Genomic DNA, 22939 nt, shown 5'->3' with positions numbered 1-22939 from the left:
ATGAGTATCGAGAAACCGACCCTTTCCCAGCTTGAAGATATTGTCTTCGACCTTGGCATGACCTTGACGCCGGAACGGCTGTTGGAGTTCCACAGCCTCATGGATGCGGCCGTCGCGTCCTACACGATCGTCGATGAACTGCCCGACGAGAAGCCCATCGTCACCTATCCGCGCACGCCGGGCTATCAGCCCATCGGCGCCGAAAACCCGCACAACGCCTGGTATGTCAAATCCATCGTCAAAGGCGCCGAAAGCGGGCCGCTGCTCGGCAAGACCGTCGCGCTGAAGGACAATGTCTGCCTCGCCGGTGTGCCGATGATGAACGGCTCCGCCACACTCGAAGGCTATATGCCCGATCAGGATGCGACCATCGTCACGCGCATGCTGGATGCCGGCGCCACGATTCTGGGCAAGGCGCATTGCGAGGCCTTCTGCCTGTCCGGCGGCAGCCATACCGGCGCACTCGGCCCCGTGCATAACCCGCATAAGCGGGGCTATTCGGCCGGTGGCTCCTCCTCCGGCTCGGCCGCTCTCGTCGCCGCCGGGGACGTCGATTTCGCCATTGGCGGAGACCAGGGCGGCTCGATCCGCATCCCCGCCTCCTTCTGCGGCATTTACGGCATGAAAGGCACCTGGGGTCTGGTGCCCTATACCGGCGTGATGCCGATCGAAACGACGATCGACCATACCGGCCCGATGACCGCGACGGTCGCCGACAATGCGCTGCTTCTGGAAGTGCTGGCGGGGCCGGACGGGCTGGACCCGCGCCAGGCCGGCTGCAAGACCGCGCGCTATACCGAGGCGCTGGGGCGCGGTGTGCAGGGCATGCGCATCGGCATCGTCACGGAAGGCTTTGGCTGGGCGAATTCGCAGGAGGGTGTCGACGCGAAGGTGCGTGCCGCCGGCGCCCGCTTCGCCGAACTGGGTGCGGTCGTCGAAGAGGTGTCCGTGCCCATGCATCGAATCGGCAAGGACATCTGGTCACCGATCGGAAACGAGGGTCTGCAAGTGCAGATGATGCATGGCAACGGCATGGGCTTCAATTGGAAGGGCCAATACAATGTCGGCCTGATGGATGCGCATGCGTCCTGGCGGGAGCGCGCCAATGATCTTTCGGACTCACTGAAGATCAGCATGTTCGTCGGGGAGTATTTCACCAAGCATTACCGCGGACGTTTCTACGCCAAGGCGCAGAACATCGCCCGTCGTCTCGGCGCTGCCTATGACACGGCGCTTGGTCAGTATGATTTACTGCTGATGCCGACCTTGCCGATGGTCGCGACGCCCATTCCCGACGCCGATGCCGATCTGACCACCTATGTCATGCGGGCTTTCGAGATGATCGCCAATACGGCGCCGACGGATGTGACGGGCCATCCGGCCATGTCGATCCCTTGCGGCCTCAGTGACGGGCTGCCCGTGGGCGCCATGCTGATCGGCAAGCATTGGGACGAGAGCACCATCTACGCCGCCGCCGCCGCCTTTGAGGGCAGCGGCAATTGGCGGGAGTTCTGAGTCCGCCGGCGGAATGCGCTACGATTTTCGCCCTACAGGCATGGCGCGCGTAGGGCGGAAAAGCGGAGCGTATTCCGCCACGAGACGCGGGTCTTAGGCCTTCAAGGCGTCCTTGAGGGCCTTCGCGGGCGTAAAGGCAACCTTGCGGGCGGCGGCGATTTCGATGGTCGCGCCGGTGCCGGGGTTACGACCCTGGCGAGCCGGGGTGTCCTTCACCTTGAACTGGCCGTAGCCGGCGATGACGGCGTCTTCGCCGGCCTTCGCCTGCTCGACCAGGGTATGCACAGTGGTGTCGAGAATCTTCTTGACGCCTTCCTTGCCCATACCGGTCGTCTTAGCCACGTGATCGATGAGTTCGTTAAAGGTCATAGAGTTTCGTCCTGACGTGAGTGAGGGGTGCAGGAAGCATGGCCGCGCCCCAATGTCACGCAATCTCGGGCTTTTTCAAGTTCGCGAAAACGTGAGCACCCCCGGAAACATGGGCTCTCACGTGACCGACGGCACCTTGGCCAGCGCGGCCAGAAGGGCATGCGGTGCCCAATCCCGACGGTGTTCCAGCAGGCACAGCAGCCGCGCCATATCCGCGTCCCGGTCCCAGCCGAGTGCAGCCACGACCCGGCCCCCTTTGACCATGAGCGCTACGAATTCGGGCTTTTCTAAGCTGCCATCAACAAGGATATCGTCCCACTCGGTCGCGTGCCCGACATAGTCGAGACGCTTGAGGAAGTGGATCGTCCAGAAATAGGGCACGGCCTCGAAGGCCACGCGGCGGCCGAGCATGTTCAGCGCAGCGGCCCGCCCTTGTTGCTGGGCCACGCGCCAATGCTCGATCCGGGTGTCCGGGCCGTCCCCAAAAATCGGGAAGGACGCCAGATCGCCAGCGGCGTAAAGCCCGTCGCGGGCGCAGAGGAACCGGTCCACTGCGACTCCGCCGTCGTCCGTCATGTCGAGTCCCTGGATGAAGCCGGTCGCCGGGGTGATGCCCGAACCCAGCACAACCAGGTCGGCGGCGATACGCTCCCCACCCTCCAACAGAACCGCCCGCACCCGCCCCTCGCCCTCAAACGCCGCGACGGTTTGGTGGCTGCGCAGCACCACGCCCTTCTCCTCATGCAGGCGCGCGAACACGGCGCCGATATCCCGCCCGACCTGCTTTTCGAAGGGCACCGCCTCAGGCAGGACGACGGTCACGTCGAGCCCCCGCTCCCGAAGGCTCGCCGCCGCTTCCATGCCAATGAACCCGCCGCCGACCACGACCACATGCCGGGCGCTCTGGGTGGCCGCCAGAATCGCCTCGGCATCGGCCGGGGCGCGCAGCAGGAAGATCCCCGCAAGCTCCGCCCCGGGCAGATCGGGCCGGCGGGGCACACCCCCTGTCGCCACAAGTGCGGCGTCATAGGCAAGCATGCTGCCATCCTCGAAGGACACGCTGCCCGCGACGGTGTCGAGTTGCGTCACCTCCGCCATGCGACGCTCAATGCGATGACGCTCGTAGAAGGACGCCTCCTGCAAGGGCGTCTTCTCACCGCCTTCTTGGCCAGAGAGGGTGTATTTGCTCAGGATGGTGCGGTCATAGGGCAGCGCATCCTCACGGCTGATCATCACCAGGCGGCCGCCAAAGCCCTCCGCGCGCAGGGTCTGCGCGGCGGATTGCCCCGCCGCGCCGGCGCCCAGGATAACGAAGCAACGGCTGTCTGCGGGGCCTGCGACCGGCTCTGTCAGGTCGCCCGGCGGTGTCAGCAGCACGCGTCCGCCCACAATGCGTGCCGGAAACCGCCGCAGACCGTCCACCGCCGGCGGTTCCATGCGGGCGCCCGTGCGCAGATCGAAGCTCGCCTTGTGCCACGGGCACACGATGTGGTGCCCGCAGCGGACTCCCTCAGCCAAGGGTGCGCCGGCGTGTGGGCAGGTTCCGCTGACAGCATGCACCTCCTCACCAACACGGCTGAGCAACAAGGCCTGCTCCCCGACCTGGACGGCGAGCAAGCCACCGTCAGGAATCGCCGAAGCCGCTGCCACATCCCAGATGCCGATCGCGAGGGGATGGGCGGAGCGTAATGTTTGTGCGCGCATAACGGCATCCTTATCGCAATCGTAATCGGCATCCCTTCACGGGATCGTGTAACGGGCAGCGACAGCCTCGGGCACGTCCCTGCCCTTCGAATCCCCGAAGGTTCCAGAAGCCATCTCGGATATCTCTTAAAATCCATATGGCTGCATGGATCGCACCGATGAAGGGGCGATCTGCTCATGCTTCCGCGATGCTGGTAGGTTGACCGGCGATCGCGCTCACGCGGAAGGACCATCGGCATGTTCCAACTCATGATTAACGGCAACACGCATGATGTCGATGTACCGCCGGATATGCCCCTGCTTTGGGTGCTGCGGGATGTGCTCGGCATGACCGGAACCAAGTTCGGCTGTGGCATCGCGCAATGCGGCGCCTGCACCGTCCATGTCGGTAGCAACGCCGTGCGGTCTTGCCTCCTTCCGGCCGCGAGTGTGGCGGGCCAGCCCATCACCACGATCGAAGCAGTGGGGGACACGCCGAGCGGTGCGAAGATCCAGAAGGCTTGGCTAGACCACGAAGTCGTCCAATGCGGCTATTGTCAGTCCGGCCAGATCATGGCCGCGACCGCCCTGCTCGATGCAACACCCAAGCCGAGCGACGCCGATATCGACATGGCGATGGCCGGCAATATCTGTCGCTGCGGTACCTATGTGCGCATCCGCGCGGCCATCCATGCAGCGGCGGAGGCGTGAGATGAACGCCGTCGCACCCCGTACACTCTCCCGCCGCGGCCTGCTCAAAGCAACCCTCGCCACGGGCGGCGGTCTGATGATCGGCATGCATCTCATCTCCACCGCCAGCGCGTCACAATACCTGGCGCAGGCGACGCCGATGACGCCACCGGATTTCGATGGCGATTTCGAGCCCAATGCCTTCATCCGCATTGATCCGAAGGGCGTCATCACCTTCATCATGCGCAATACCGAATGCGGCCAGGGCATCTACACGGGTGCATCGACGCTGCTCGCCGAAGAACTCGAAGTCGGCATGGACCAGATCATGGTCGAGGCGGCGCCGCCCAACCTCAAGCTCTATACTGATCCGTTGCTGGGGGAGCAGGCAACCGGCGGCTCCGCCTCCATTCGTGGCAGTTGGAAGCCCTTGCGTGAGGCCGGTGCCGCCGCGCGAATGATGCTGATCGCCGCTGCTGCCGCGAAATGGTCTGTTGATCCGTCAACCTGCACGGCTGCGCGCGGCGTGGTGCATGGGCCGACCGGGCAGACCCTTGCTTACGGCGATCTCGCCAATGACGCTGCCAAGCAGCCGGTGCCGACGCATGTCGCGCTCAAACCCTCCTCGCAGTTCAAGCTCATCGGCACCTCCCCGCGTAGGCTGGATACGCCGGCGAAGGTCAACGGCACCTCGGTCTTCGGCATGGACATCAAGGTGCCCGGCATGAAGATCGGCACCGTGGCTGCAAGCCCGGTGCTGGGCGGCAAGCTGGTGCGGATTGACGAAAAAGCCGCCCGCGCCGTGCCGGGCGTGCGCGACGTCGTGCAACTCGACAATGTCGTGGCCGTCATTGGCGATCACATGTGGGCGGCGATGAAGGGGTTGCAGGCCGCGAACCCTGTCTGGGATGACGGGCCGAACGGACAAACCGATACCAAAGGCATGATCGCCACCCTCGCCCAGGATTCGAACAAGGACGGCTTCATCGCCAAGAAGGTCGGCGATGTCGATGGCGCGATTAAAGGCGCCGCGTCCCAGCATGACGCCGTCTACCAGCTTCCCTTCCTGGCGCATGCGCCGATGGAGCCGATGAACACTACCATCCATGTCCGCCCCGATGGCGCCGATGTTTGGGTCGGCACGCAGGTGCCGGTGCGCGCGCAAATGACGGTGGCGAAGGAAACCGGCCTGCCGCAGGACAGTGTGCGCGTCTACAACCAGTTCATGGGCGGCGCCTTCGGCCGTCGCCTCGATGTCGATAGCATCACCCAAGCGGCGCGGATCGCCAAGCACGTTCCTTATCCGGTGAAGCTGATCTGGACGCGTGAGGAGGATATTCGGCACGATCTGTATCGGCCGTATTATTATGACAAGATCTCGGCGGGTCTCGATGCCTCCGGCAATGTCACCGGCTGGTCGCACCGCACCACCGGCTCCTCCGTTCTGGCACGCTGGGCACCGCCGGGTATGCAGGAGGGCGGCAAGCTTGACCCTGATACGGTCGAAGGTTCGGCCGATACACCCTATGAGTTTCCGACCCATCAGGTCGCCTGGGTTCAGTCCGAGCCCGATGCCGTCACGACACTGTGGTGGCGCGGCGTTGGGCCCACCCATAATGTCTTCGTCATGGAAGGCTTCATGGATGAATTGGCGGCTGCCGCGAAGCAGGACCCGATCGCCTTCCGCCGCAAGCTGCTGACGAAGAATCCCCGCGCCCTCGGCGTGCTCGATCTCGTCTCGCAGAAATCCGGCTGGGGCGGCGCTTTGCCGGCGGGCCATGGCCGTGGTGTGGCGCTACAATATGCCTTCCAGACCTATATGGCGACGGTGCTGGAAGTCGCTGTCGGCAGCGATGGGGAGGTGCAGCTGATTCGCGCCGATGTCGCGGTGGATTGCGGACCCGTGGTCAATCCCGATACCTTGGCGGCGCAGGTGCAGGGCGGCCTCATCTTCGGTCTGACGATGGCGCTGTACAGCGAAATCACCCTGACCAATGGCCGCGTCGATCAAAGCAACTTCCACGACTACCGCATCATGCGAATCGATGAGGCGCCAAAGGTCGAAGTCCATATCGTCCACAATCCCGACGGTGAAATCGGCGGCATCGGGGAGACGGGGACGGTCGCGGCCGCGCCCGCCCTCGCAAATGCCATCTTCGCCGCTACGGGACGGCGCTTGCGCCGAATACCCTTCGGCACGGGACAGTTGGTGTCCTCATGAGGCGTTTTCTGCTCGCCCTCGCATTGACGATCGGGCTTCCCGTCGTCGCCCAGGCAGCGCCGTCCGATCTTGTTCAGCGCGGCGAATACCTGACGCGGGCGGCCGATTGCGCCGCTTGCCACACCATGCCAAACGGCACCGCCTTCGCTGGCGGTCGTGAATTCAAACTGCCTTTCGGCGTGCTCTACTCGCCCAATATCACCCCGGATGCCGAGACGGGGATTGGGCAATACACCGATGCGCAATGGCTGCGCGTCATTCATCGTGGCGTCGGCCGTCGCGGGCAGCATCTGTACCCGGCGATGCCCTATCCGTCCTATACCAAGATGAGCGATGACGACGCTCTGTCGATCAAGGCCTATCTCTTCACGCTGCCGGCGGTTCATGCCGAAGCGCGGCCCAACAACTTTGGCTTCCCCTTCAACCAGCGCTGGCTGATGGTGTTTTGGAACCTCGTCAACAACCCAGATTCGCGCCTGCAAACCGATGCCTCGCAATCGGCGGCGTGGAATCGCGGTGCCTATCTGGTCGAGGCTCTGGGCCATTGCGGCGAATGCCACACGCCCCGCAACTTCATGCAGGCGAAAAGTGGGCGGCAATTCGCCGGTGCCGTGCAAGCCAATTGGCTTGCCTATAACCTGACCAATGACCCCGTTCATGGCCTCGGCGCCTGGTCCGACGGCGCCTTGGCGGAATACCTCTCGACCGGCAAGGCGCCCGGCCATGGCCCGGCCTCCGGCCCCATGGCGGAGGCCGTGGAATACAGCCTGCGCTATCTGAAGCCGGACGATATCGCCGCGATGGTGACCTATCTTCGCAGCATTCCCGCGCGGTCGGATGGGCCGGGCGCCGTGCCCGCGACCGTTACGCCCATCACGACGGCGTCGCTCGGGGAGCATATCTTCATCCGGGCCTGCGCCGGATGCCATCTGCCGAACGGCACCGGACGGCAATCACCCTGGGCCGCACTGGGTGGTTCGCATAGTACCGGCGACGTGACGGCCATCAACATGGTGCAGGTGTTGGCGAACGGCAGCCAGATCGACACCGATCACGGCCTGATGTTCATGCATCGGTTCACGGGCGCCTATACTAACGAGGAACTCGCGGCTGCCGCTAATTACGTCATCGGCCAGTTCAGCGCCCGCCAGGGTCAGGTGACGCCAAAACAGATCGGCGATGCCCGGCAATCGCCCGATGCGAAAAGCGGACCGCCTTTCGGCGGGTCGTGATGCCGTCAGGCGGCGACGCCTAACGGGACCGCGACGGCGGGGCCGTCCACACCGTGCTGCACCACATGGCAGATCGCCAAAGGTGCAGGACGGTGCGACACGATCAGGGCGCCCTGCCCGCTGCGCGCCAGTCGTGCCCGCAATGCTTCGATCACCCGGCTCTCGGTCATAAGGTCAAGGCCGGCGGTCGGCTCATCCAGCAACATCCAGGGCGCGTCGCGCAAATAGGCACGCGCCAGGCCGAGACGACGACGCTCGCCCCCCGAAAGGGCTGCGCCATTCTCACCCACCCAGCTCTCCAGGCCAGCAGGCAATCCCCTCACACGCTCATCCAGGCAAGCATCCTGCAACGCGGCCCATAGTTCCGCCTCCGTCGCAGCAGGGCTCGCGAGCGACAGGTTTTCGCGCACAGTGCCCGAGAGCAGCGCCGCATCCTGCGGCGCATAGGCGAAGCAGGCCCGCAGTTGAGCAGTCGACGCTTCGGCGATGTCGACGCCGCCGACCGCGATGGGCGCGTCGCCGCTGACGCGCAGACCCACCAACCGCTCCAGCAGCGTCGTCTTGCCGCTGCCGGAGGGCGCGCTCAGCCCGACGATGGTGCCCGGCACGAAGTGCGCCGATGACAGCGCAATGTCCGGCGGATCGCGCATGGTTTGTGGCGTGACCACGGGAACGGTCGCGCTCAAGACCGCATCGAGCCGCACCTCGGATTCCGCGAGGCTTCCGCGCACTTCAAATCCTCGCAGCCAGGCGCCGGCACCCTCCACGGTCATCGCCGCACCCAAGGCCGCCATCGCCGCCAATGGCAGCGGCGCATGCACGCTCAAGCTAAGCGCCGCCATGGCGGCGATACCCGGCGCCGCGCCCTGCACGAGCGCGAACCAGCCGCCCCAGGCCGTGACACGGGCTTGCGCCGTCAACAGCGCCTCGCCTTCGGTGGCAATACGCGTCGCGGCCCAATCGCCGAGGCCATAGGCACGCAATTCGGCGGAGGCCGCGGCGATCGTGGCGTATTCCTGCTTGAGGCGCGCATTGGCGCGCTGCACGGCACGACCCGAAGTCTCGGACGCCCGCGCCAAAAACCATGTCGCGACCACGGCCATTGCCAGCACAAGCAGCGTCGCCACAGCAGGCGCGATGCCGGCGGGAATGAGCAGCGCCATGCCGGCAATGAGGCCGGCCACCGCACCCCAGGGCGCAGAGAGGCGCACGAAACGCGCCTCGATGGCGTCCACATCCTGCACCATGCGCATCGAGGCATCGCCCACGGTCAGACCCAAAGCCGTAGCGACGGGTGCAGCAAGGATAGCGCGAAACAGTGCCGGACGCAGACGCGCGAGGGCACGGAACGCCGCCTCATGCCCTGCGACCCGCTCCACGTAACGTCCGCCTGTGCGCAGGATCGCGAACAAGCGGATGCCGACGGCGGGCAGCATATAGTTGAAGGCGCTGGCGACGACCGGACCCGCGATACCGGCCAAGGCGGCGCCAGTGATGAACCAACCGGACAGGCCGAGCAGCAGCACGGAAGCGGAGGTCACGACCGCTGCCGCCAAAGCCGCGAGGGCGAGACCGCGCCTTTGCCGCCGCCGCTCGGCAGCGATGAGGGTGCCGAGAACGGTCATGCCATTTCCAATCGCAAGACGGTGTCGGCGATCGCCGCCAGACGCTCGGAATGCGTGGCGATCACCGTCGTGCGCCCCCGCGCACCACGCTTGATGGCGGCGATCAACGCGCCTTCCGCCATCGCATCGACATGCGCGGTCGGCTCATCCATGAGCAGAATCGATGACGGCTTGAGCAGCGCGCGCGCCAAGGCAATGCGCTGGCGCTCGCCGCCCGAAAGCCCGCTGCCACGCTCATTAAGGATCGTGTCGAGCCCCTCCGGCCGACCGGCGAGCATGGCGCCCAGGCCTGCCTGTTCCGCCGCCGCTGCGATGTCGGCGCGTATCGCATCGGGTCGGGAGAGCGCGATATTCGCGGCGATGCTGGCCGGCATGATCACCGGCACCTGGCCGATCCAGGACACCGACGCCGTCAATGCGCCCATGTCCGAGAGACGCGCACCATCAATGGTGATGTCGCCATGCGATGGCGGCATCAGGCAGAGCAACAGGTTTAGCGCCGTTGTCTTGCCAACACCGCTCGGCCCTACTAGGGCCAGGATTTGCCCGGGTGCGACATCGATGTGCAAATCGGCGAGCGCCGCGCGGTCTTCGCCGGGATAGCGCAACCCGACATGGTCGAAGCGAATGCGCGGCGGCGTGGTCAAGCGAGGCGCTACGATGTCTGCAACTGGCGCCATCGCTTCCAGCGCCATCAAACCATCCGCCACCGTCTCGGCTGCCTGGCGGTCGTGATAGGCGGCAGCCATGCGACGCAGCGGAGCATAGAATTCCGGCGCCAAAGCCAGCACGAAGAAGGCGCGGCCGAGCACCAGATGCTCCGGCACGAAGGATGGCAGCAGCCCGAGCAAATTGAAGCCGACATAGACGGCGACGAGGGCGACCGACAGGGCAGCGAAGAACTCCAATCCGGCGGAGCTGATGAAGGCGATGCGCAGCACACCCATGGTGCGTCGGCGTAGCTCATCCGCCGCCACCGTCAGCCGCTGCGTTTCCGCGTCCTCCGCCTGGAAAACCAGCACCAGCGGCAGGATACGCATGCGGTCCGCGAAGAGCGCGCCAAGGCGCATCATCGCCACGAACTGCGCGCGCGCCTTATCCGCAGCCGCCCCGCCGGCCAGGATCATAAGCACCACAAACGGCAGCATGGTGAAGGCGAGAATCGCGGCCCCGACGAGGCTCGCCCATGCCGCCGCGATCAACACGAGCAATGTGCCCGCAACCGCCGTTTTCGCCGGCAGGAAACGGGCGATATAGCCATCCAGCGTTTCCACCTTGTCGATCGCCGCCGTCATCAGCGCGCCGGTCGCGGGCCGAGAGCCAATGGGCAATGCCAATGTCGCGCGCACGATGCGGTCCCGCAACGCGGCCTTCGCGACCCGCGCGGCCGCCGCGCCAAAACGCGCCGACATCAAGCCGCACACACCGCGCGCGGCGGCACTCGCGACGCCGAGGATGAGCCAGGGCAAGGCGGCATTGAGACCATGCGGCAGACTGGTTAACCCGAAGGCGAGCGCCGCCGCGAAACCGATGGCGGCGAGACTGTCGAGGATGAGCATCCAACCCGCCATGCGGCTGTTGCGGCCGCCACCGGCCGCCACCGCCTTCAACCAGGCGCGGCGTTGTGCCTTCAATGGATCCGAAGCGTCATGTGCCATGAGCGCAAGGTGCCGCAGGGCGGCCGCGCAGGCCTTGATCCAAATCAAGGCCAAGCCCGCACCTTCAGATTACGGAAGGGCAACCTCGGCCCTTCGGCGGGGACAGATCAGGAGCGGCTTATCCGATGGATCCCGGCATCGTCGACCTTTCACGACTCCAATTTGCGCTGGTCGCACTGTATCACTTTCTGTTCGTGCCCCTGACGCTCGGCATGTCCTTCATGCTGGTCATTATGGAGAGCATCTATGTGATGAGCGGACGCCCGATCTGGCGCACCATTACGCGTTTCTGGGGCGTGATCTTCGGCATAAATTTCGTCCTCGGCGTCGCGACCGGTCTCACGATGGAATTCGAGTTCGGCACCAACTGGTCATATTTCTCGCGCTATGCCGGTGACATCTTCGGCGCACCGCTGGCGATCGAGGGGCTGATGGCCTTCTTCCTCGAAGCCACCTTCGTCGGGTTGATGTTCTTCGGCTGGCAGCGGCTATCCAAGCCCGGCCATCTGTTCGTCACCTTCATGGTGGCGCTCGGCACCAATCTGTCCGCGCTCTGGATTCTCATCGCCAATGGCTGGATGCAGAATCCTGTCGGCGCGCGCTTTAATCCGCAGACGATGCGTATGGAAGTGACGGACTTCTACGCCGTGCTGTTCAACCCGACCGCACAGGCGAAGTTCGTCCATACCGTCAGCGCCGGCTATGTCATCGCATCCATGGCCGTGCTGGGAATTTCGGCGATCTACCTGCTGCGTGGCCATCACGTCGCCTTCGCGCGACGCTCGATGATCGTCGCCTCCGCCTTCGGCCTCGCCGCCTCCCTCTCCGTCGTCGTGCTCGGCGATGAGAGCGGCTATACGATCGGCGAAAACCAGAAGATGAAACTCGCGGCCATCGAAGCCGCCTGGCATACCGAGCCTGCGCCGGCAGGCATCACGCTCGTTGGTTGGCCGGATATGGCCACGCATACCACGCGCTATGCGGTGCATATTCCCTGGGTTCTGGGCCTCATCGGCACGCGCAGCCTGGATACGCAGATCACCGGCATGTCCGAGCTTGTGCTGTCAAACCGGGACAAGATCGAATCCGGCCTGCTCGCCTATGCGGCCGTGCAGGTGTTGAAACAGACGCCAACTGATGCCGCCGCGCTCGGCACGCTGAAACTTCATGGCGCGGATCTCGGCTATGCGCTGCTGCTCAAGCGAACCATGCCCGATCCCACCATCGCGACGGCGCAACAGATCACCGATGCCGCCTGGGATACGGTGCCGGATGTGCCCGTCATGTTCTGGTCTTTCCGCATCATGGCCGGCCTCGGTATGTTCTTCATCCTGCTGTTTGCGACGGCCTTCATCCTGAGCAGCCTGCGACGCTACAATGTACGCTGGTTCCTGTGGATCGCCGCCCTCAGCATTCCACTGCCATGGATCTCAACCGAGCTAGGCTGGGTCATCGCAGAATTCGGCCGCCAGCCATGGGCGATCGACGGTGTGCTGCCAACGGGTCTCGCCGCCTCCTCGCTCAGCCGAGGCGCGCTTTGGGCCACCATCGTCGGCTTCACGCTCCTCTACGGCACGCTCGCCGTGGTCGAATTCGGCTTGATCCTGCGCACGGTGCGGCGCGGTCCCTATGCCGTGCATGAAGATCCCGCGCCCTTGCCCGTCGCCCTTCCCGCCACGCCGATGGCGGCTTGAGAAAGGACCAGCATCATGAGTGCCAGCGACATTCCTCTCGACTACATGACCCTGCGCGTCATCTGGTGGGCGCTGATGGGCATCCTGCTCATCGGCTTCGCGCTGACGGATGGCTGGGATTTTGGCGTCGCGACCTTGCTGCCCTTCGTCGGCCGCAATGACGCGGAACGCCGGATGATAATCAACACGGTGGGGCCGACCTGGGAAGGCAACCAGGTCTGGTTCATCCTCGGCGGCGGCGCGATTTTCGCGGCATGGCCTCTGGTCTATGCGGTGAGCTTCTCGGGCTTCTATCTCGCGATGTTCCTGCTCCTGGCTTCGCTTATTCTGCGGCCGGTCGGCTTCAAATACCGATCCAAGCGTCCCGGCGCGCTGTGGCGTTCAAGCTGGGACTGGGCGCTGTTTATCGGCGGCGTGGTGCCCCCGCTGGTCTTCGGCGTTGCGGTCGGCAATACACTGCTGGGCATTCCCTTTCGCTACGACAGCGACTTGCGGAATTTCTATGATGGCAGCCTGCTCCAATTGTTCTCGCCCTTCGCGTTGCTCTGCGGTCTGCTCTCGGTTGCCATGGTCGTGCTGCACGGAAGCGCCTTCCTGTCCGTGAAGACCGAGTCTGGAACGGTGAACACCCGCGCCCGCACGGTTGGCACCTGCGCCGCAATCCTCTCGCCGGTATTGTTCGCACTTGGCGGCTTGTGGGTCGCGTACGGCGCCATCGGCTATCACATCACGGTCGCGACCGCCGTCGACGGCCCCTCCAATCCGCTGCACACGGAAAGCGTGCGACAGGTTGGCGCCTGGCTTGCGAATTACGGCCTGCATCCGTGGTTTCTGATCGCGCCTGTCCTGGGCTTCGTCGGTGCCGGTTTCGCCTTGATTGGCATTCGTCGGCGGTACGAAGGTGCGGCCCTGGTCGGTTCGGCGCTTTCGACCTTCGGCATCATCGCGACTGTCGGACTGTCGATGTTTCCGTACATCCTGCCGAGTTCGATCGACGCCCATTCCAGTATCACGGTCTGGAATGGGTCGTCCAGCCTGACGACACTCTTCATCATGCTGATCTCCACGATCATCTTCCTACCCCTCGTCTTACTCTACACGGCCTGGGTGTACCGGGTCATGTGGGGCAAGGTAACGACGCATGACGTGGCAACAAACCCAGACTTTTACTGAGGATCCGGATCATGTGGTATTTCGCCTGGGTTCTCGGCGTCGGTCTCGCGGTGCTCTTCGGTGTCGTGAACGGCTTGTGGCATGAGTTCGACATGCCCCTCGACGAAGGTGAGGAATTGCACGTCGAGCATTAGCCGATATCGTCTCCGCCCGGCACGGCGCAAAGCCCTGTCCGCTGCATCCAACGCCCGAGGCGCGGCATGGCCGTGACGCAGGCGAAGGGGATGGCGAGCAGGGAGCCGGCGAGCGTCGGCAATGCCCAGGGCAAGGCGCCCGGCGCCAGCTTCCACAGGCCCGCAGCGAAGCACAGGCCGAGCAGCAGTTGCGGCCACAAGCCGCGCACCGCCTCAGCGAGCGGCACGATATCGTCGTCCCGCTGCTGCGCTTCCCAAATGATGCGCTGGCCGAAGACGAGGCCGACGATGAAGCGCGTCTGCGCCACCATCATCACCGGACCGATCATGAGGGTGAAAAGCCCGTCCGCCACAGCCCCCGCCAGTAGCCGCGCGGCGCCGCCCCAGCGCCGGCGCTCGGCCGGGCGCAGCAAAACGTCGCAGACGCCGAGCAGGCGCGGCGCAAAACCCAGCGCCAACATGCCGAAATAGAGGCCGAAGGCGAGGCTTTCGGGAATATGGCCCCGCGCGCCATGTAACCCGTTGAGCAGTCCCACCGTCAGCATCACGATTGATGTCGGCGCACCGGCATACATGGCGATGGCGTTGACGAGCTGGAAGCGGCCCATCGGCCGCAGCTTCAATCCACCAATCAGGCGCAGGTATTGCAGGTTGCCCTGGCACCACCGCAGGTCCCGCCGGATGAAATCGGGCAGGCGCGGCGGGTTTTCCTCCCAACTGCCGAATTCATCGGCGATGACCCGCGCATCGAAACCGCCCGCACGCATCAGCGCCGCCTCGACCTGATCATGGCTCAAGACATGACCGCCGAGCGGCAGACGGTCACTCAGCACCGGCAGCGCGCAATGATCGACGAAGGGCCGCAGCCGGATGATGGCGTTGTGGCCCCAATAGGGTCCGCTCGGCCCCTGCCACCAGGCGATCCCTACCGTATGGGTGCGCATGCCGTGGCGCATGCCGAACTGGAAGATGCGCGCGAAGGGGCTCGCGGCGGGTCGCCCCACGACCAGCGTCTGCAGAATGCCGAGACGCGGATTAGCTTGCATGACACGGGCGAGGCGCAGGATGGCGGCACCCGACATCAGGCTGTCGGCATCGAGCGCAAGCATGCAATCGATCCGACCCTGATGGGCCAGCGCAAAATCACGCAGGTTTCCGGCCTTATAGCCGGTGTTGATGGCACGACGGCGATAATGAAGGTCAGGGTCGCCCCCGAACGCCGCCGCTTCCGCCGCGCACATGTCTGGCCGGCTGCTGTCGCTGAGGACATGGAACTCGAACTTGTCCTGCGCGCCCAAACTGTGTCGCATGGCGGCGAGATTGTTTGCGACGCGAGCGACATTCTCATGGCGGATGGCGATGCAAATGGCAGTGCGCAGGGTGATCGGCGCATCGGCCGGCGTCGCCTGCAAAGCCGGATTGGTGTATACCGCCGCATCCTGCGTGGAGCGGAGAATCACGAAGCCGATGAGCGAGTTCCAAAAGGCCAGCAGCGTCCAGGGCAAGCCGATCAGGAACAGCGCCAGGATCACCGCCCCTTCCCAGGACCATCCACGTCCGCCAATGATGCGCGCCATGATCAGGCCAAACCCGACCCAACTGACGAGATTGAGCGCGAGCACCACCGCGCGCCGGCCGCGCAGTTTCTTCTCCTCGATGGACATCAGCATTCGTGACCGATAACGCTCTCTGGTTCGTGGGACCGGGTCAGGCCGAACTCCGCGCAGCTGACGCGCCCTTGCCGGTACCCGGACAGGTGCGGGTGCGGGCCCTGCAAAGCGGCATCAGTCGCGGCACGGAAGCCTTGGTCTTTGCCGGCAAGGTGCCCGAGAGCGAATGGGCGCGCATGCACGCCCCGTTTCAGGGGGGCGATTTCCCCTTTCCGGTAAAATACGGCTACGCGATGGTCGGGTTGATCACGCATGGCCCCGAAGCGCGCATCGGCGAGCGGGTGTTTTGCCTGCATCCGCATCAAACCGCCTTCACCTTGCCAGAGACCGCCGCAATCCCCGTGCCGGATGACGTGCCAACGCAGCGCGCCGTGCTCGCGGCGCAGATCGAAACGGCGCTGAACGCGACATGGGATGCGGCGCCCCGCATCGGCGACCGCATCGCGGTGGTTGGCGGCGGCACCATCGGCCTGCTCACCGCCTGGCTCTGCGCCGCCATGCCGGCGAGCGACGTCACGCTGATCGACATCGATCCCGGCCGCGCAGCGGTGGCGGAGGCGCTCGGCATCCGCTTCGCCATCCCCAACGATGCGCCCACAGACTGCGATATCGTCGTCCACGCCTCCGGCACCGGTGCCGGCCTGGCGCTCGCCCTCACGCTCGCGGGCTTCGAGGCCGAGGTGATCGAGTTGAGCTGGCATGGCGACGCCGCCGTCACGCTGCCGCTCGGCGGCGCTTTCCACAGTCAGCGTCTGAGCCTGCGAAGTTCCCAGGTCGGCGCCGTTTCGCTGAGCCGGCGTGCACGTTGGAGCCACAACCGCCGCCTCACCCGCGCCCTGTCCCTCGCCGCCGATCCGCGCCTGGACGTTCTCGTGCGCGAGACGACACCCTTCGCCGCTCTTCCCGCCGCCTTGCCTGCCATTCTCGGCCAAGCCGGCGCCCTGTTCCACCGCATTCTCTATGAGCCGGAGTGAACCATGTACGCCGTCGAAGTTCGTGACCACATCATGATCGCCCACAGCCTGCCATCGCCGGTTTTCGGTCCCGCGCAGAAACTGCATGGCGCCACCTTCATCGTCGATGTCACCTTCTTCCGCGCCGCATTGCCGCCGGATAATATCGTCGTCGATATCGGCCGCGCGTTGGAGGCGCTGCACAAAGCCCTCGCGCCGCTCAATTACGCCAATCTCGATGAAGACCCCGCCCTCGCCGGCCAATTGACGACGACGGAATTTCTGTCGCGCCTCATCTTCGACCGCATGGCGCAGGCGCGGCGAGACGGCTGGCTCGGCCCCTATGCGGAAGGCATCAGCCGCATGCGCGTCACGCTTACCGAATCTCATGTCGCCAAGGGCTGGTATGAGGCGGATGTCGCTTGAGGCGATTGGCTTCGCGGTGCCCGGCGCACTCGACACGCGCACCGGCGGCTATGGCTATGACCGGCGGCTGATCGCCGAGCTGTCGGCGCGCGGCATCGCCGTTCGTCCTCTGTCCTGGCCGGGCCGCTTCCCCACCCCGACCGAGGCGGATCTGGCCGTGGTCGCCGCGGCCCTCGCCGCACAACCCGATGGCGACATCGTCATCATCGATGGCCTCGCCTTCGGCGCCATGCCGGCACTCGCCGCCGCCGAGGGCCAGCGTCTGCGGCTGGTGGCATTGATCCATCATCCGCTCGCTTTGGAAAACGGCGCCGCACCCGGCCTGTTCGCCTCGGAACGCGCAGCGCTGCGGCATGCGTGCGCGGTCATCACCACCAGCACTGAGACGGCCGAGACCCTGCGCCGGGACTATGATGTGCCCGCCCAACGGCTGCTGGTCGCACCGCCGGGCACCGACCCCGCGCCCGCGGCACCCAGAATCGGAGACCCACCGCATTTGCTCGCCCTCGGTAGCGTCACGCCGCGCAAGGGGCATGACATCCTGGTTGCAGCTCTGGTGCGTATCGCCGATCTCCCCTGGCGCTGCACCATCGCCGGCAGCCTCGATCGGGCGCCGGAAACGGCACGGGCTTTGTCCACGCACATCGCCACCGCCGGGCTGAACGGTCGGATCACGCTGACGGGCGAAGTGGAGGATGCCGGCGCCCTCTATGCCGGTGCCGATCTCTTCGTTCTCGCCAGTCGGCACGAGGGTTTCGGCATGGCCTATGCCGAAGCCCTTGCCCATGGCCTGCCGGTCATCGGCACGCGCGCGGGCGCCATCCCGTCCGTGGTGCCGGAAGCCGCCGGCGCACTTGTGCCGCCGGACGATCCGATCGCTCTTGCGGCGGCGCTGCGCCATCTGTTGACCGATCCGCCTGCCCGCGACAAGGCGGCGGTGGCCGCCCGCAGCGCGGTCCTGCCCCGTTGGGATGCCACCGCCGACAGCGTCGCGGATCGTCTGCGCCGGCTGTAAGGGTTTAGTCAAAGGCGATGTCGAACAGCACATCGTCACCCAAAATATGGGTGGTGCAGCGTGGCCGCATCGCCTCATCCATATGCGCGATCGGCGGCAGGCACAGGCCCGTCAGACCCGAGCCGATCAGCACCGGTGTCACGCAGACATGCAGCCGGTTCAGCGCGCCCGCCGCCAGAAACGCCGACACGGTATGGCCGCCACCCTCGATCAGCAGCCGACGCAAGCCACGCTCCGCCAGGGCCGCGACGATGGCATGAACATCGATCCGACCGTCTCTCTCCGGCAAGGTGATCGCCTCCACACCCCGCGCGCGCGGCCTGTCACGGGATTGGATGACGATGCAGCGCACACCATCCTCCGCCAGCATGCGCGCATCCCTCGGCAGCCGGCCGTTCGGGTCGATCACCACCCGCACGGGGTGCGGACCAGCGACCCGACGGGGTGTCAGTTGCGGGTCGTCGGCGAGCACCGTGCCGATGCCCACGACCACGGCATCCGACATCGCCCGCAACCGATGCAGATGCGTGATCCCCTCGGCGCCGCCGATGGTGCGGGAATGGCCTGTGGGTGTCGCGATACGCCCGTCCAGCGATTGGCCCAGCTGCCCCAGCACAAACGTGCCCCGCGCCTCAACCAGAGGTGCGTAGAGAGGCCATAACGCATCCGGGATATCGTCCAGCGATCGTGGCGCCGTGGTCGTCTGGTCCATGAGCGCTAGGATAGCGGCCCGGTAGAGATTGCGCGACGCACCGGCGCACACCTTATGGTGACGATACGTGATGATGGCATCCTGAGACGAAAGACCAAGCATGACCAAAGAACCGAAGATTCCAGCGGCTCTGCAACCCGATCCTGCCGACTATGCCTTTGATTTGGAAACGGTCTTGAGCAGTGTAGTGGGATTGCGCGCCATCATTCCCCAGGATGCCTTTACGGCCCCGGCGCTCGGAACCGAGCGGGAGGGTTCGGGCATCGTGATCGGCGATGACGGTTTGCTGCTGACGATGAGCTACCTGATCGTCGAGGCTGAGACAGTGTGGATCACAGCGGCCGACGGTCGAACCATGCCGGGCCATGCCCTGGCCTATGACAATGCAACGGGCTTCGGCTTGGTGCAGCCGCTGGGCAAGCTCACTCTACCGAAGCTGGAACTCGGGAATAGCGACGCAGCGGCAACGGGTCAGGACGCGCTCTTTGCCTCCGCCGGCGGGCGGCCTGCCGCGATCGAGACCAAAATCGCCAGCCGGCAGGAATTCGCCGGCTACTGGGAATATCTGCTTGACGACGCAATCTTCACGGCGCCCGCCCATCCCTTTTGGGGCGGTGGCGCCCTCATCGGGAAAGACGGAACGCTGCTCGGCGTCGGGTCGCTGGCCTTGCAGCAGAGCGATGCGGAAGGGCGCAGGCACGACATGAATATGATCGTCCCGATCAACCTGCTGCACCCGATCCTGGATGCTTTGCGCCAACATGGCCGGGCGAACCGGACCCCGCGCCCCTATATCGGCATTTATGCGGCGGAGGATGAGGAGACCGTGGTCATCGGCGGTGTCGCGACGGGCGGCCCGGCCGAACATGCCGGGTTGCGAAAAGGCGATCACGTGATGGCCGTCGAAGGCGAGGCCATCACGACACTGGCTGAGCTTTGGCGTGCCCTTTGGGCCTGCGGCTCACCCGGCGGCCGGATCACCCTGGCGGTGCAGCGTGACGACCAAATGCGACAGGTCCCGATCGTGACGGCGGAGTGGCATTCTATGTTCAAGACCCCGCGGATGCATTAGCCGGCGCGGATCACCCTGGCGCCGACACTCTCGCACAACCGGCATTGCGCCGGGTCGGCGGCGGCATCGGTGATCAATGTCCAGGGCCGATCGAGCGCCGCCCAGAAGGGCTGGCTGGTCCGGCCCAGTTTCGAGGCATCGGCGAGCACGAACAGCTCCGTCGCCTGGGTCATCATGAGCGACTTGAGCGTCACCTGCTCCAAGGTCGCTTCGCACAATCCGCGCCCGGCAACGAGGCCATCGGCGCTCATGAAGCAGCGGTCTGCGGTCACTTGCCGCAGCGCCTGCTCGGCCATGGGACCCGTCGTCGCGAGGCTCATCGGCCGCACCATGCCGCCCAGCACCACGACCTCGATGTCGGGCGCCGCGACCAGCACGGGCAGCAGCGGCATGTTGTTGGTGATAATGAGATGGCGGCGGTGGCGCAGCCCCGGCCCCATCGCCTCCACCGTCGATCCACCATCAAGGATCAGGCGCTCGCCGTCCCGCAGCACGGCCAAAGCGGCGGCGGCAATGGCCGCCTTCGCATCGCGATTGACTTCGCGGCGGGCTTGGAAGCTTTCCTCGACAACAGACGCCGCGACCGGCGCCAGGATGGCGCCGCCATAGGTACGGGTCACGGCGCGGGTCGCCGACAGCCGCTGCAAGTCGCGCCGGATGGTCGAGGCCGAGACGCCGAAGCGGCGCGCCAGCCGATCGACATCGGCCTCCCCGCCCGCGACTTCGGCCAGGATGAGGTCCCGGCGACTGCGGCCCTGCCGCATCAGGACTGCTTGGGCGCCAGATCGACCGCCTGACGCAGCGCCTCGATCATTGAGCCCTCGTCAGCAATGCCTTTGCCGGCGATATCGAAGGCGGTGCCGTGATCGACGGAGGTGCGCACCACCGGCAAGCCGACCGTGACATTCACGCCCGATTCCAAGCCAAGCACCTTTACAGGGCCATGGCCCTGATCGTGATACATGGCGACCACAAGGTCGAAGTCGCCGCGCCCCGCGAGGAAGAACAGCGTGTCGGCGGGCAGCGGCCCCCGCACGTCCCAGCCCTTCGCTTGGCAGGCCTTCACGGCCGGGGTGATCTTCTCGGCCTCCTCACCTTGGCCGAACAGGCCGTTCTCGCCGGCATGGGGGTTGATGGCACAGACGCCGATGCGCGGATTGGCGATGCCGGCCTTCACCAGCGTGTCATGCCCGCGCGTGATGGTCCGTTCCACAAGGCCGGGTTCGATCTTTCGAATCGCATCCATCAGGCCGATATGCGTGGTGACGTGAATGACGCGCAGCTTCGGCGTCACCAGCATCATGGAAACCTCGGGCGTGCCCGTCAGTGCCGCCAGCAATTCGGTATGGCCGGGATATTTGTGGCCGGCGGCGTGCAGCGCCTCCTTGCTCAGGGGCGCCGTGCAAATCGCACCCGCCTCCCCCGCCTCCACCAGCCGGGTGGCGCGCTCGATATAACGGAAGGCCGCCTCGCCGGAGACGGGTGACAGGGTGCCGAACGGGTGCCCCGCCGGGATCAGGGCGAGGTCGATGCAATCGACGGTACCGGGGGCGTATCGCGCCTCGACCGGTGTCTTGAGGGCATTGACGGTGAGCTTGCTATGGACGATCGCGCCGGCTTCCCGCAGCCGCGTCGCGTCCCCCACCACCAAGGGCCGGCAGATCGACGTCACTTCCGGCCGGGCCAATGCCTTCATGATGACCTCGGGCCCGACGCCCGAGGCATCGCCCATGGTGATGGCGACGATGGGCAGGATGTTCTGGGCATCGCTCATGATGCAATCTCCGGCCGCAAGCGGCGCAAATGGGACAGGCAGCGATGCAGGGTTCCACCGTCGCCAAAGGCGCCGGCTTTGGTGATGACGGGCACGGTCAAGGCGCCCCGCGTCAGACCGAGGGGGACACCGGGCTCGATCTCCTCGATCATGCGAATACCAGTCACGCCGAGGGCATCCAGCAAGGCCAAAGCCGTCTCTCCGCCGGTCGCGAAAAGGGCGCCGATATGCGGCGCTGCCGGCTGCAGCAAACGGGCAAGTTGCCGGGCCAGGATCGCACCCTGAGACAGATCGGCGGAAGCCGCATCCGCCGCAATTTCTACCAGCACGTCCTGTCCCGCGCCGAGCGTCGCGGCAATGTCCGCCGCCGCCTGCCAGGCGGCATCCTCCGGCCCGGCGCGCAAGGTCTCCGGCAGGATCGCGATGGTGGTGACCGTTTCATCCGCCCCCAGCATGGCCGCCGCCGCGCGGGATGCTTCGGCGATGCTGCCGACGACGAACAGAATACCGCCAGTGACATCGACGGGCATGACGACTGGAACACCCTCTCCCCGTCGCGCCAAGGCCTGGGCGAGACCGCCCGAGCCGACCCAGAAGACCTGTGCCGCGAAGGGTCGCGTCACCGCGGCGATGAGTGCGAGATCCTTGGCGGTTTCGGCGTCGCAAACCAGGGCATCGATGTCGGAGTCGAGCGCATTTCGAACGACCGCCTCCGCCCCCGCTCGGAGGGTGGCAAGATTGGCATGGGCCACGCGCAAGCCGGCCTGCCGCAGGACGGCGGCGAGGTCGGCAGTCGGATAGCTATGGTCGCGCGCCCAGAGCGGCGTTTCCTCCAGGCGTTGCCCGTGCAGGTGGATCACGCCCCCGCTGGTCGTGCGGCCAGTATCGGGAAAGGCCGGTGCAACGATGGCCAGGCCGCGATGGCCCCGCCCGCGCATCACGCGCACGGTTTCGGCCAATTCCGCCGCCGGCTGCCCACGAAGGGTCGAATCAATCTTCTTGAACATGCCAATACCGGGCCTGTGGTGCGCCATGAGCAAGGCCGCATGGCGCGCTGCGGCTTCCGCCGGCGAAAGCCGGCGCGAATCGGCATCTAGGGCGAGAACTTCGCTGTCGGATGCGTGGGGCCCCCAGGCGACCAGAGCCTGCGCGCCCTGGCGTGCAAAGGCGATGGCGCAATCGGCTGCGCCGGTGAGGTCATCGGCGAGGATCAGCCAGCGTTCGGGCGGTCTCGCGTCCATCGCAGGTTACTCCGATATTGCGCGAATAACGCAATATCGGGAGTCTGATGCTGCCTCACAAGCATTATCTGCGCGTTGTGCG

At 65.6% G+C, this 22939-nt stretch carries 20 protein-coding genes; 11 read left to right on the top strand and 9 right to left on the bottom strand.

What is annotated here, in order from left to right; all coding sequences use genetic code 11:
- Window positions 1-1515: an amidase gene (locus tag QP803_RS03735; protein ID WP_284946338.1), complete on the top strand. Its 1515-nt coding sequence runs from the start codon at window positions 1-3 to the stop codon at window positions 1513-1515.
- 93 nt (window positions 1516-1608) lie between these two features.
- Here the strand turns inward: QP803_RS03735 and QP803_RS03730 are convergent, their stop codons facing one another.
- Entirely contained in the window at window positions 1609-1884 is a 276-nt protein-coding gene (locus QP803_RS03730) for an HU family DNA-binding protein (RefSeq protein WP_284946337.1), read from the bottom strand.
- A gap of 117 nt (window positions 1885-2001) precedes the next feature.
- Entirely contained in the window at window positions 2002-3588 is a 1587-nt protein-coding gene (locus QP803_RS03725; protein WP_284946336.1) for an FAD-dependent oxidoreductase, read from the bottom strand.
- Window positions 3589-3825: 237 nt separating this feature from the next.
- Between QP803_RS03725 and QP803_RS03720 the strand changes: the two genes are divergently transcribed.
- From QP803_RS03720 to QP803_RS03710, 3 genes are read left to right on the top strand one after another with little or no spacing between them, the layout of a single operon-like run.
- Window positions 3826-4278 carry a (2Fe-2S)-binding protein gene (locus tag QP803_RS03720; RefSeq protein WP_284946335.1) on the top strand — a complete coding sequence of 151 codons (453 nt, stop codon included), beginning with the start codon at window positions 3826-3828 and terminating at the stop codon, window positions 4276-4278.
- A 1-nt stretch (window position 4279) separates the two neighbouring features.
- Window positions 4280-6478: a xanthine dehydrogenase family protein molybdopterin-binding subunit gene (locus tag QP803_RS03715; protein WP_284946334.1), complete on the top strand. Its 2199-nt coding sequence runs from the start codon at window positions 4280-4282 to the stop codon at window positions 6476-6478.
- Window positions 6475-7710, top strand: a complete 1236-nt coding sequence (locus QP803_RS03710) for a cytochrome c (RefSeq protein WP_284946333.1) — start codon at window positions 6475-6477, stop codon at window positions 7708-7710. The genes QP803_RS03715 and QP803_RS03710 overlap by 4 nt, the downstream gene beginning before the upstream one ends.
- A 5-nt stretch (window positions 7711-7715) precedes the next feature.
- On the opposite strand, the gene QP803_RS03705 is transcribed toward QP803_RS03710, so the two are convergent.
- Both QP803_RS03705 and cydD read right to left on the bottom strand, forming a co-directional pair.
- The gene (locus tag QP803_RS03705; RefSeq protein ID WP_284946332.1) at window positions 7716-9335 is read right to left on the bottom strand and encodes an amino acid ABC transporter ATP-binding/permease protein; all 1620 of its coding nucleotides are present in this window, start codon (window positions 9333-9335) and stop codon (window positions 7716-7718) included.
- Entirely contained in the window at window positions 9332-11047 is a 1716-nt protein-coding gene (cydD, locus tag QP803_RS03700; RefSeq protein ID WP_284946331.1) for a thiol reductant ABC exporter subunit CydD, read from the bottom strand. The genes QP803_RS03705 and cydD overlap by 4 nt, the downstream gene beginning before the upstream one ends.
- Window positions 11048-11118: 71 nt before the next feature.
- Here cydD and QP803_RS03695 point away from each other — a divergent pair, with 71 nt between their 5' ends.
- From QP803_RS03695 to cydX, 3 genes are read left to right on the top strand one after another with little or no spacing between them, the layout of a single operon-like run.
- Window positions 11119-12687 carry a cytochrome ubiquinol oxidase subunit I gene (locus QP803_RS03695; protein ID WP_284946330.1) on the top strand — a complete coding sequence of 523 codons (1569 nt, stop codon included), beginning with the start codon at window positions 11119-11121 and terminating at the stop codon, window positions 12685-12687.
- A gap of 15 nt (window positions 12688-12702) precedes the next feature.
- Window positions 12703-13860: a cytochrome d ubiquinol oxidase subunit II gene (cydB, locus tag QP803_RS03690; protein WP_284946329.1), complete on the top strand. Its 1158-nt coding sequence runs from the start codon at window positions 12703-12705 to the stop codon at window positions 13858-13860.
- Between the two features lie 11 nt (window positions 13861-13871).
- Window positions 13872-13994, top strand: coding sequence for a cytochrome bd-I oxidase subunit CydX (gene cydX, locus QP803_RS03685; protein ID WP_284946328.1), 123 nt, complete (start codon window positions 13872-13874; stop codon window positions 13992-13994).
- Here cydX and mdoH read toward each other — a convergent pair.
- Window positions 13991-15658, bottom strand: coding sequence for a glucans biosynthesis glucosyltransferase MdoH (mdoH, locus tag QP803_RS03680; protein WP_284946327.1), 1668 nt, complete (start codon window positions 15656-15658; stop codon window positions 13991-13993). The genes cydX and mdoH overlap by 4 nt on opposite strands.
- 8 nt (window positions 15659-15666) lie before the next feature.
- On the opposite strand from mdoH, the gene QP803_RS03675 reads away from it, so the two are divergent.
- The 3 genes from QP803_RS03675 to QP803_RS03665 are packed head-to-tail and all read left to right on the top strand — an operon-like array spanning window position 15667 to window position 18058.
- A complete protein-coding gene (locus QP803_RS03675) occupies window positions 15667-16638 on the top strand; it encodes a zinc-dependent alcohol dehydrogenase (RefSeq protein WP_284946326.1) in 972 nt (323 codons plus the stop codon).
- A gap of 3 nt (window positions 16639-16641) precedes the next feature.
- On the top strand, window positions 16642-17043 hold the full coding sequence (locus tag QP803_RS03670) for a 6-pyruvoyl trahydropterin synthase family protein (protein ID WP_284946325.1): 402 nt from the start codon (window positions 16642-16644) through the stop codon (window positions 17041-17043).
- Window positions 17033-18058, top strand: coding sequence for a glycosyltransferase family 4 protein (locus QP803_RS03665; RefSeq protein ID WP_284946324.1), 1026 nt, complete (start codon window positions 17033-17035; stop codon window positions 18056-18058). Before QP803_RS03670 ends, QP803_RS03665 begins: the two co-directional genes overlap by 11 nt.
- Before the next feature lie 4 nt (window positions 18059-18062).
- Here QP803_RS03665 and QP803_RS03660 read toward each other — a convergent pair whose 3' ends face one another.
- Entirely contained in the window at window positions 18063-18872 is an 810-nt protein-coding gene (locus QP803_RS03660) for a RibD family protein (protein ID WP_284946323.1), read from the bottom strand.
- Here QP803_RS03660 and QP803_RS03655 point away from each other — a divergent pair.
- Window positions 18871-19842, top strand: a complete 972-nt coding sequence (locus tag QP803_RS03655) for a S1C family serine protease (protein ID WP_284946322.1) — start codon at window positions 18871-18873, stop codon at window positions 19840-19842. The two genes, QP803_RS03660 and QP803_RS03655, sit on opposite strands and share 2 nt — an antisense overlap.
- On the opposite strand, the gene QP803_RS03650 is transcribed toward QP803_RS03655, so the two are convergent.
- Genes QP803_RS03650 through QP803_RS03640 form a run of 3 tightly spaced genes read right to left on the bottom strand, consistent with a single transcriptional unit; the run spans window position 19839 to window position 22857 of the window.
- A complete protein-coding gene (locus tag QP803_RS03650) occupies window positions 19839-20606 on the bottom strand; it encodes a DeoR/GlpR family DNA-binding transcription regulator (protein ID WP_284946321.1) in 768 nt (255 codons plus the stop codon). The two genes, QP803_RS03655 and QP803_RS03650, sit on opposite strands and share 4 nt — an antisense overlap.
- Window positions 20606-21616, bottom strand: a complete 1011-nt coding sequence (pdxA, locus tag QP803_RS03645) for a 4-hydroxythreonine-4-phosphate dehydrogenase PdxA (RefSeq protein WP_284946320.1) — start codon at window positions 21614-21616, stop codon at window positions 20606-20608. The genes QP803_RS03650 and pdxA overlap by 1 nt, the downstream gene beginning before the upstream one ends.
- A complete protein-coding gene (locus QP803_RS03640; RefSeq protein WP_284946319.1) occupies window positions 21613-22857 on the bottom strand; it encodes a four-carbon acid sugar kinase family protein in 1245 nt (414 codons plus the stop codon). The genes pdxA and QP803_RS03640 overlap by 4 nt, the downstream gene beginning before the upstream one ends.
- Window positions 22858-22939 lie beyond the last annotated feature (82 nt).

It is taken from the genome of Acidisoma sp. PAMC 29798 (genome assembly GCF_030252425.1).
Lineage (GTDB): Bacteria > Pseudomonadota > Alphaproteobacteria > Acetobacterales > Acetobacteraceae > Acidisoma > Acidisoma cladoniae.
The sequence above is the reverse complement of the archived record's forward strand: the minus strand, read 5'-3'. Positions and strand labels throughout refer to the sequence as shown.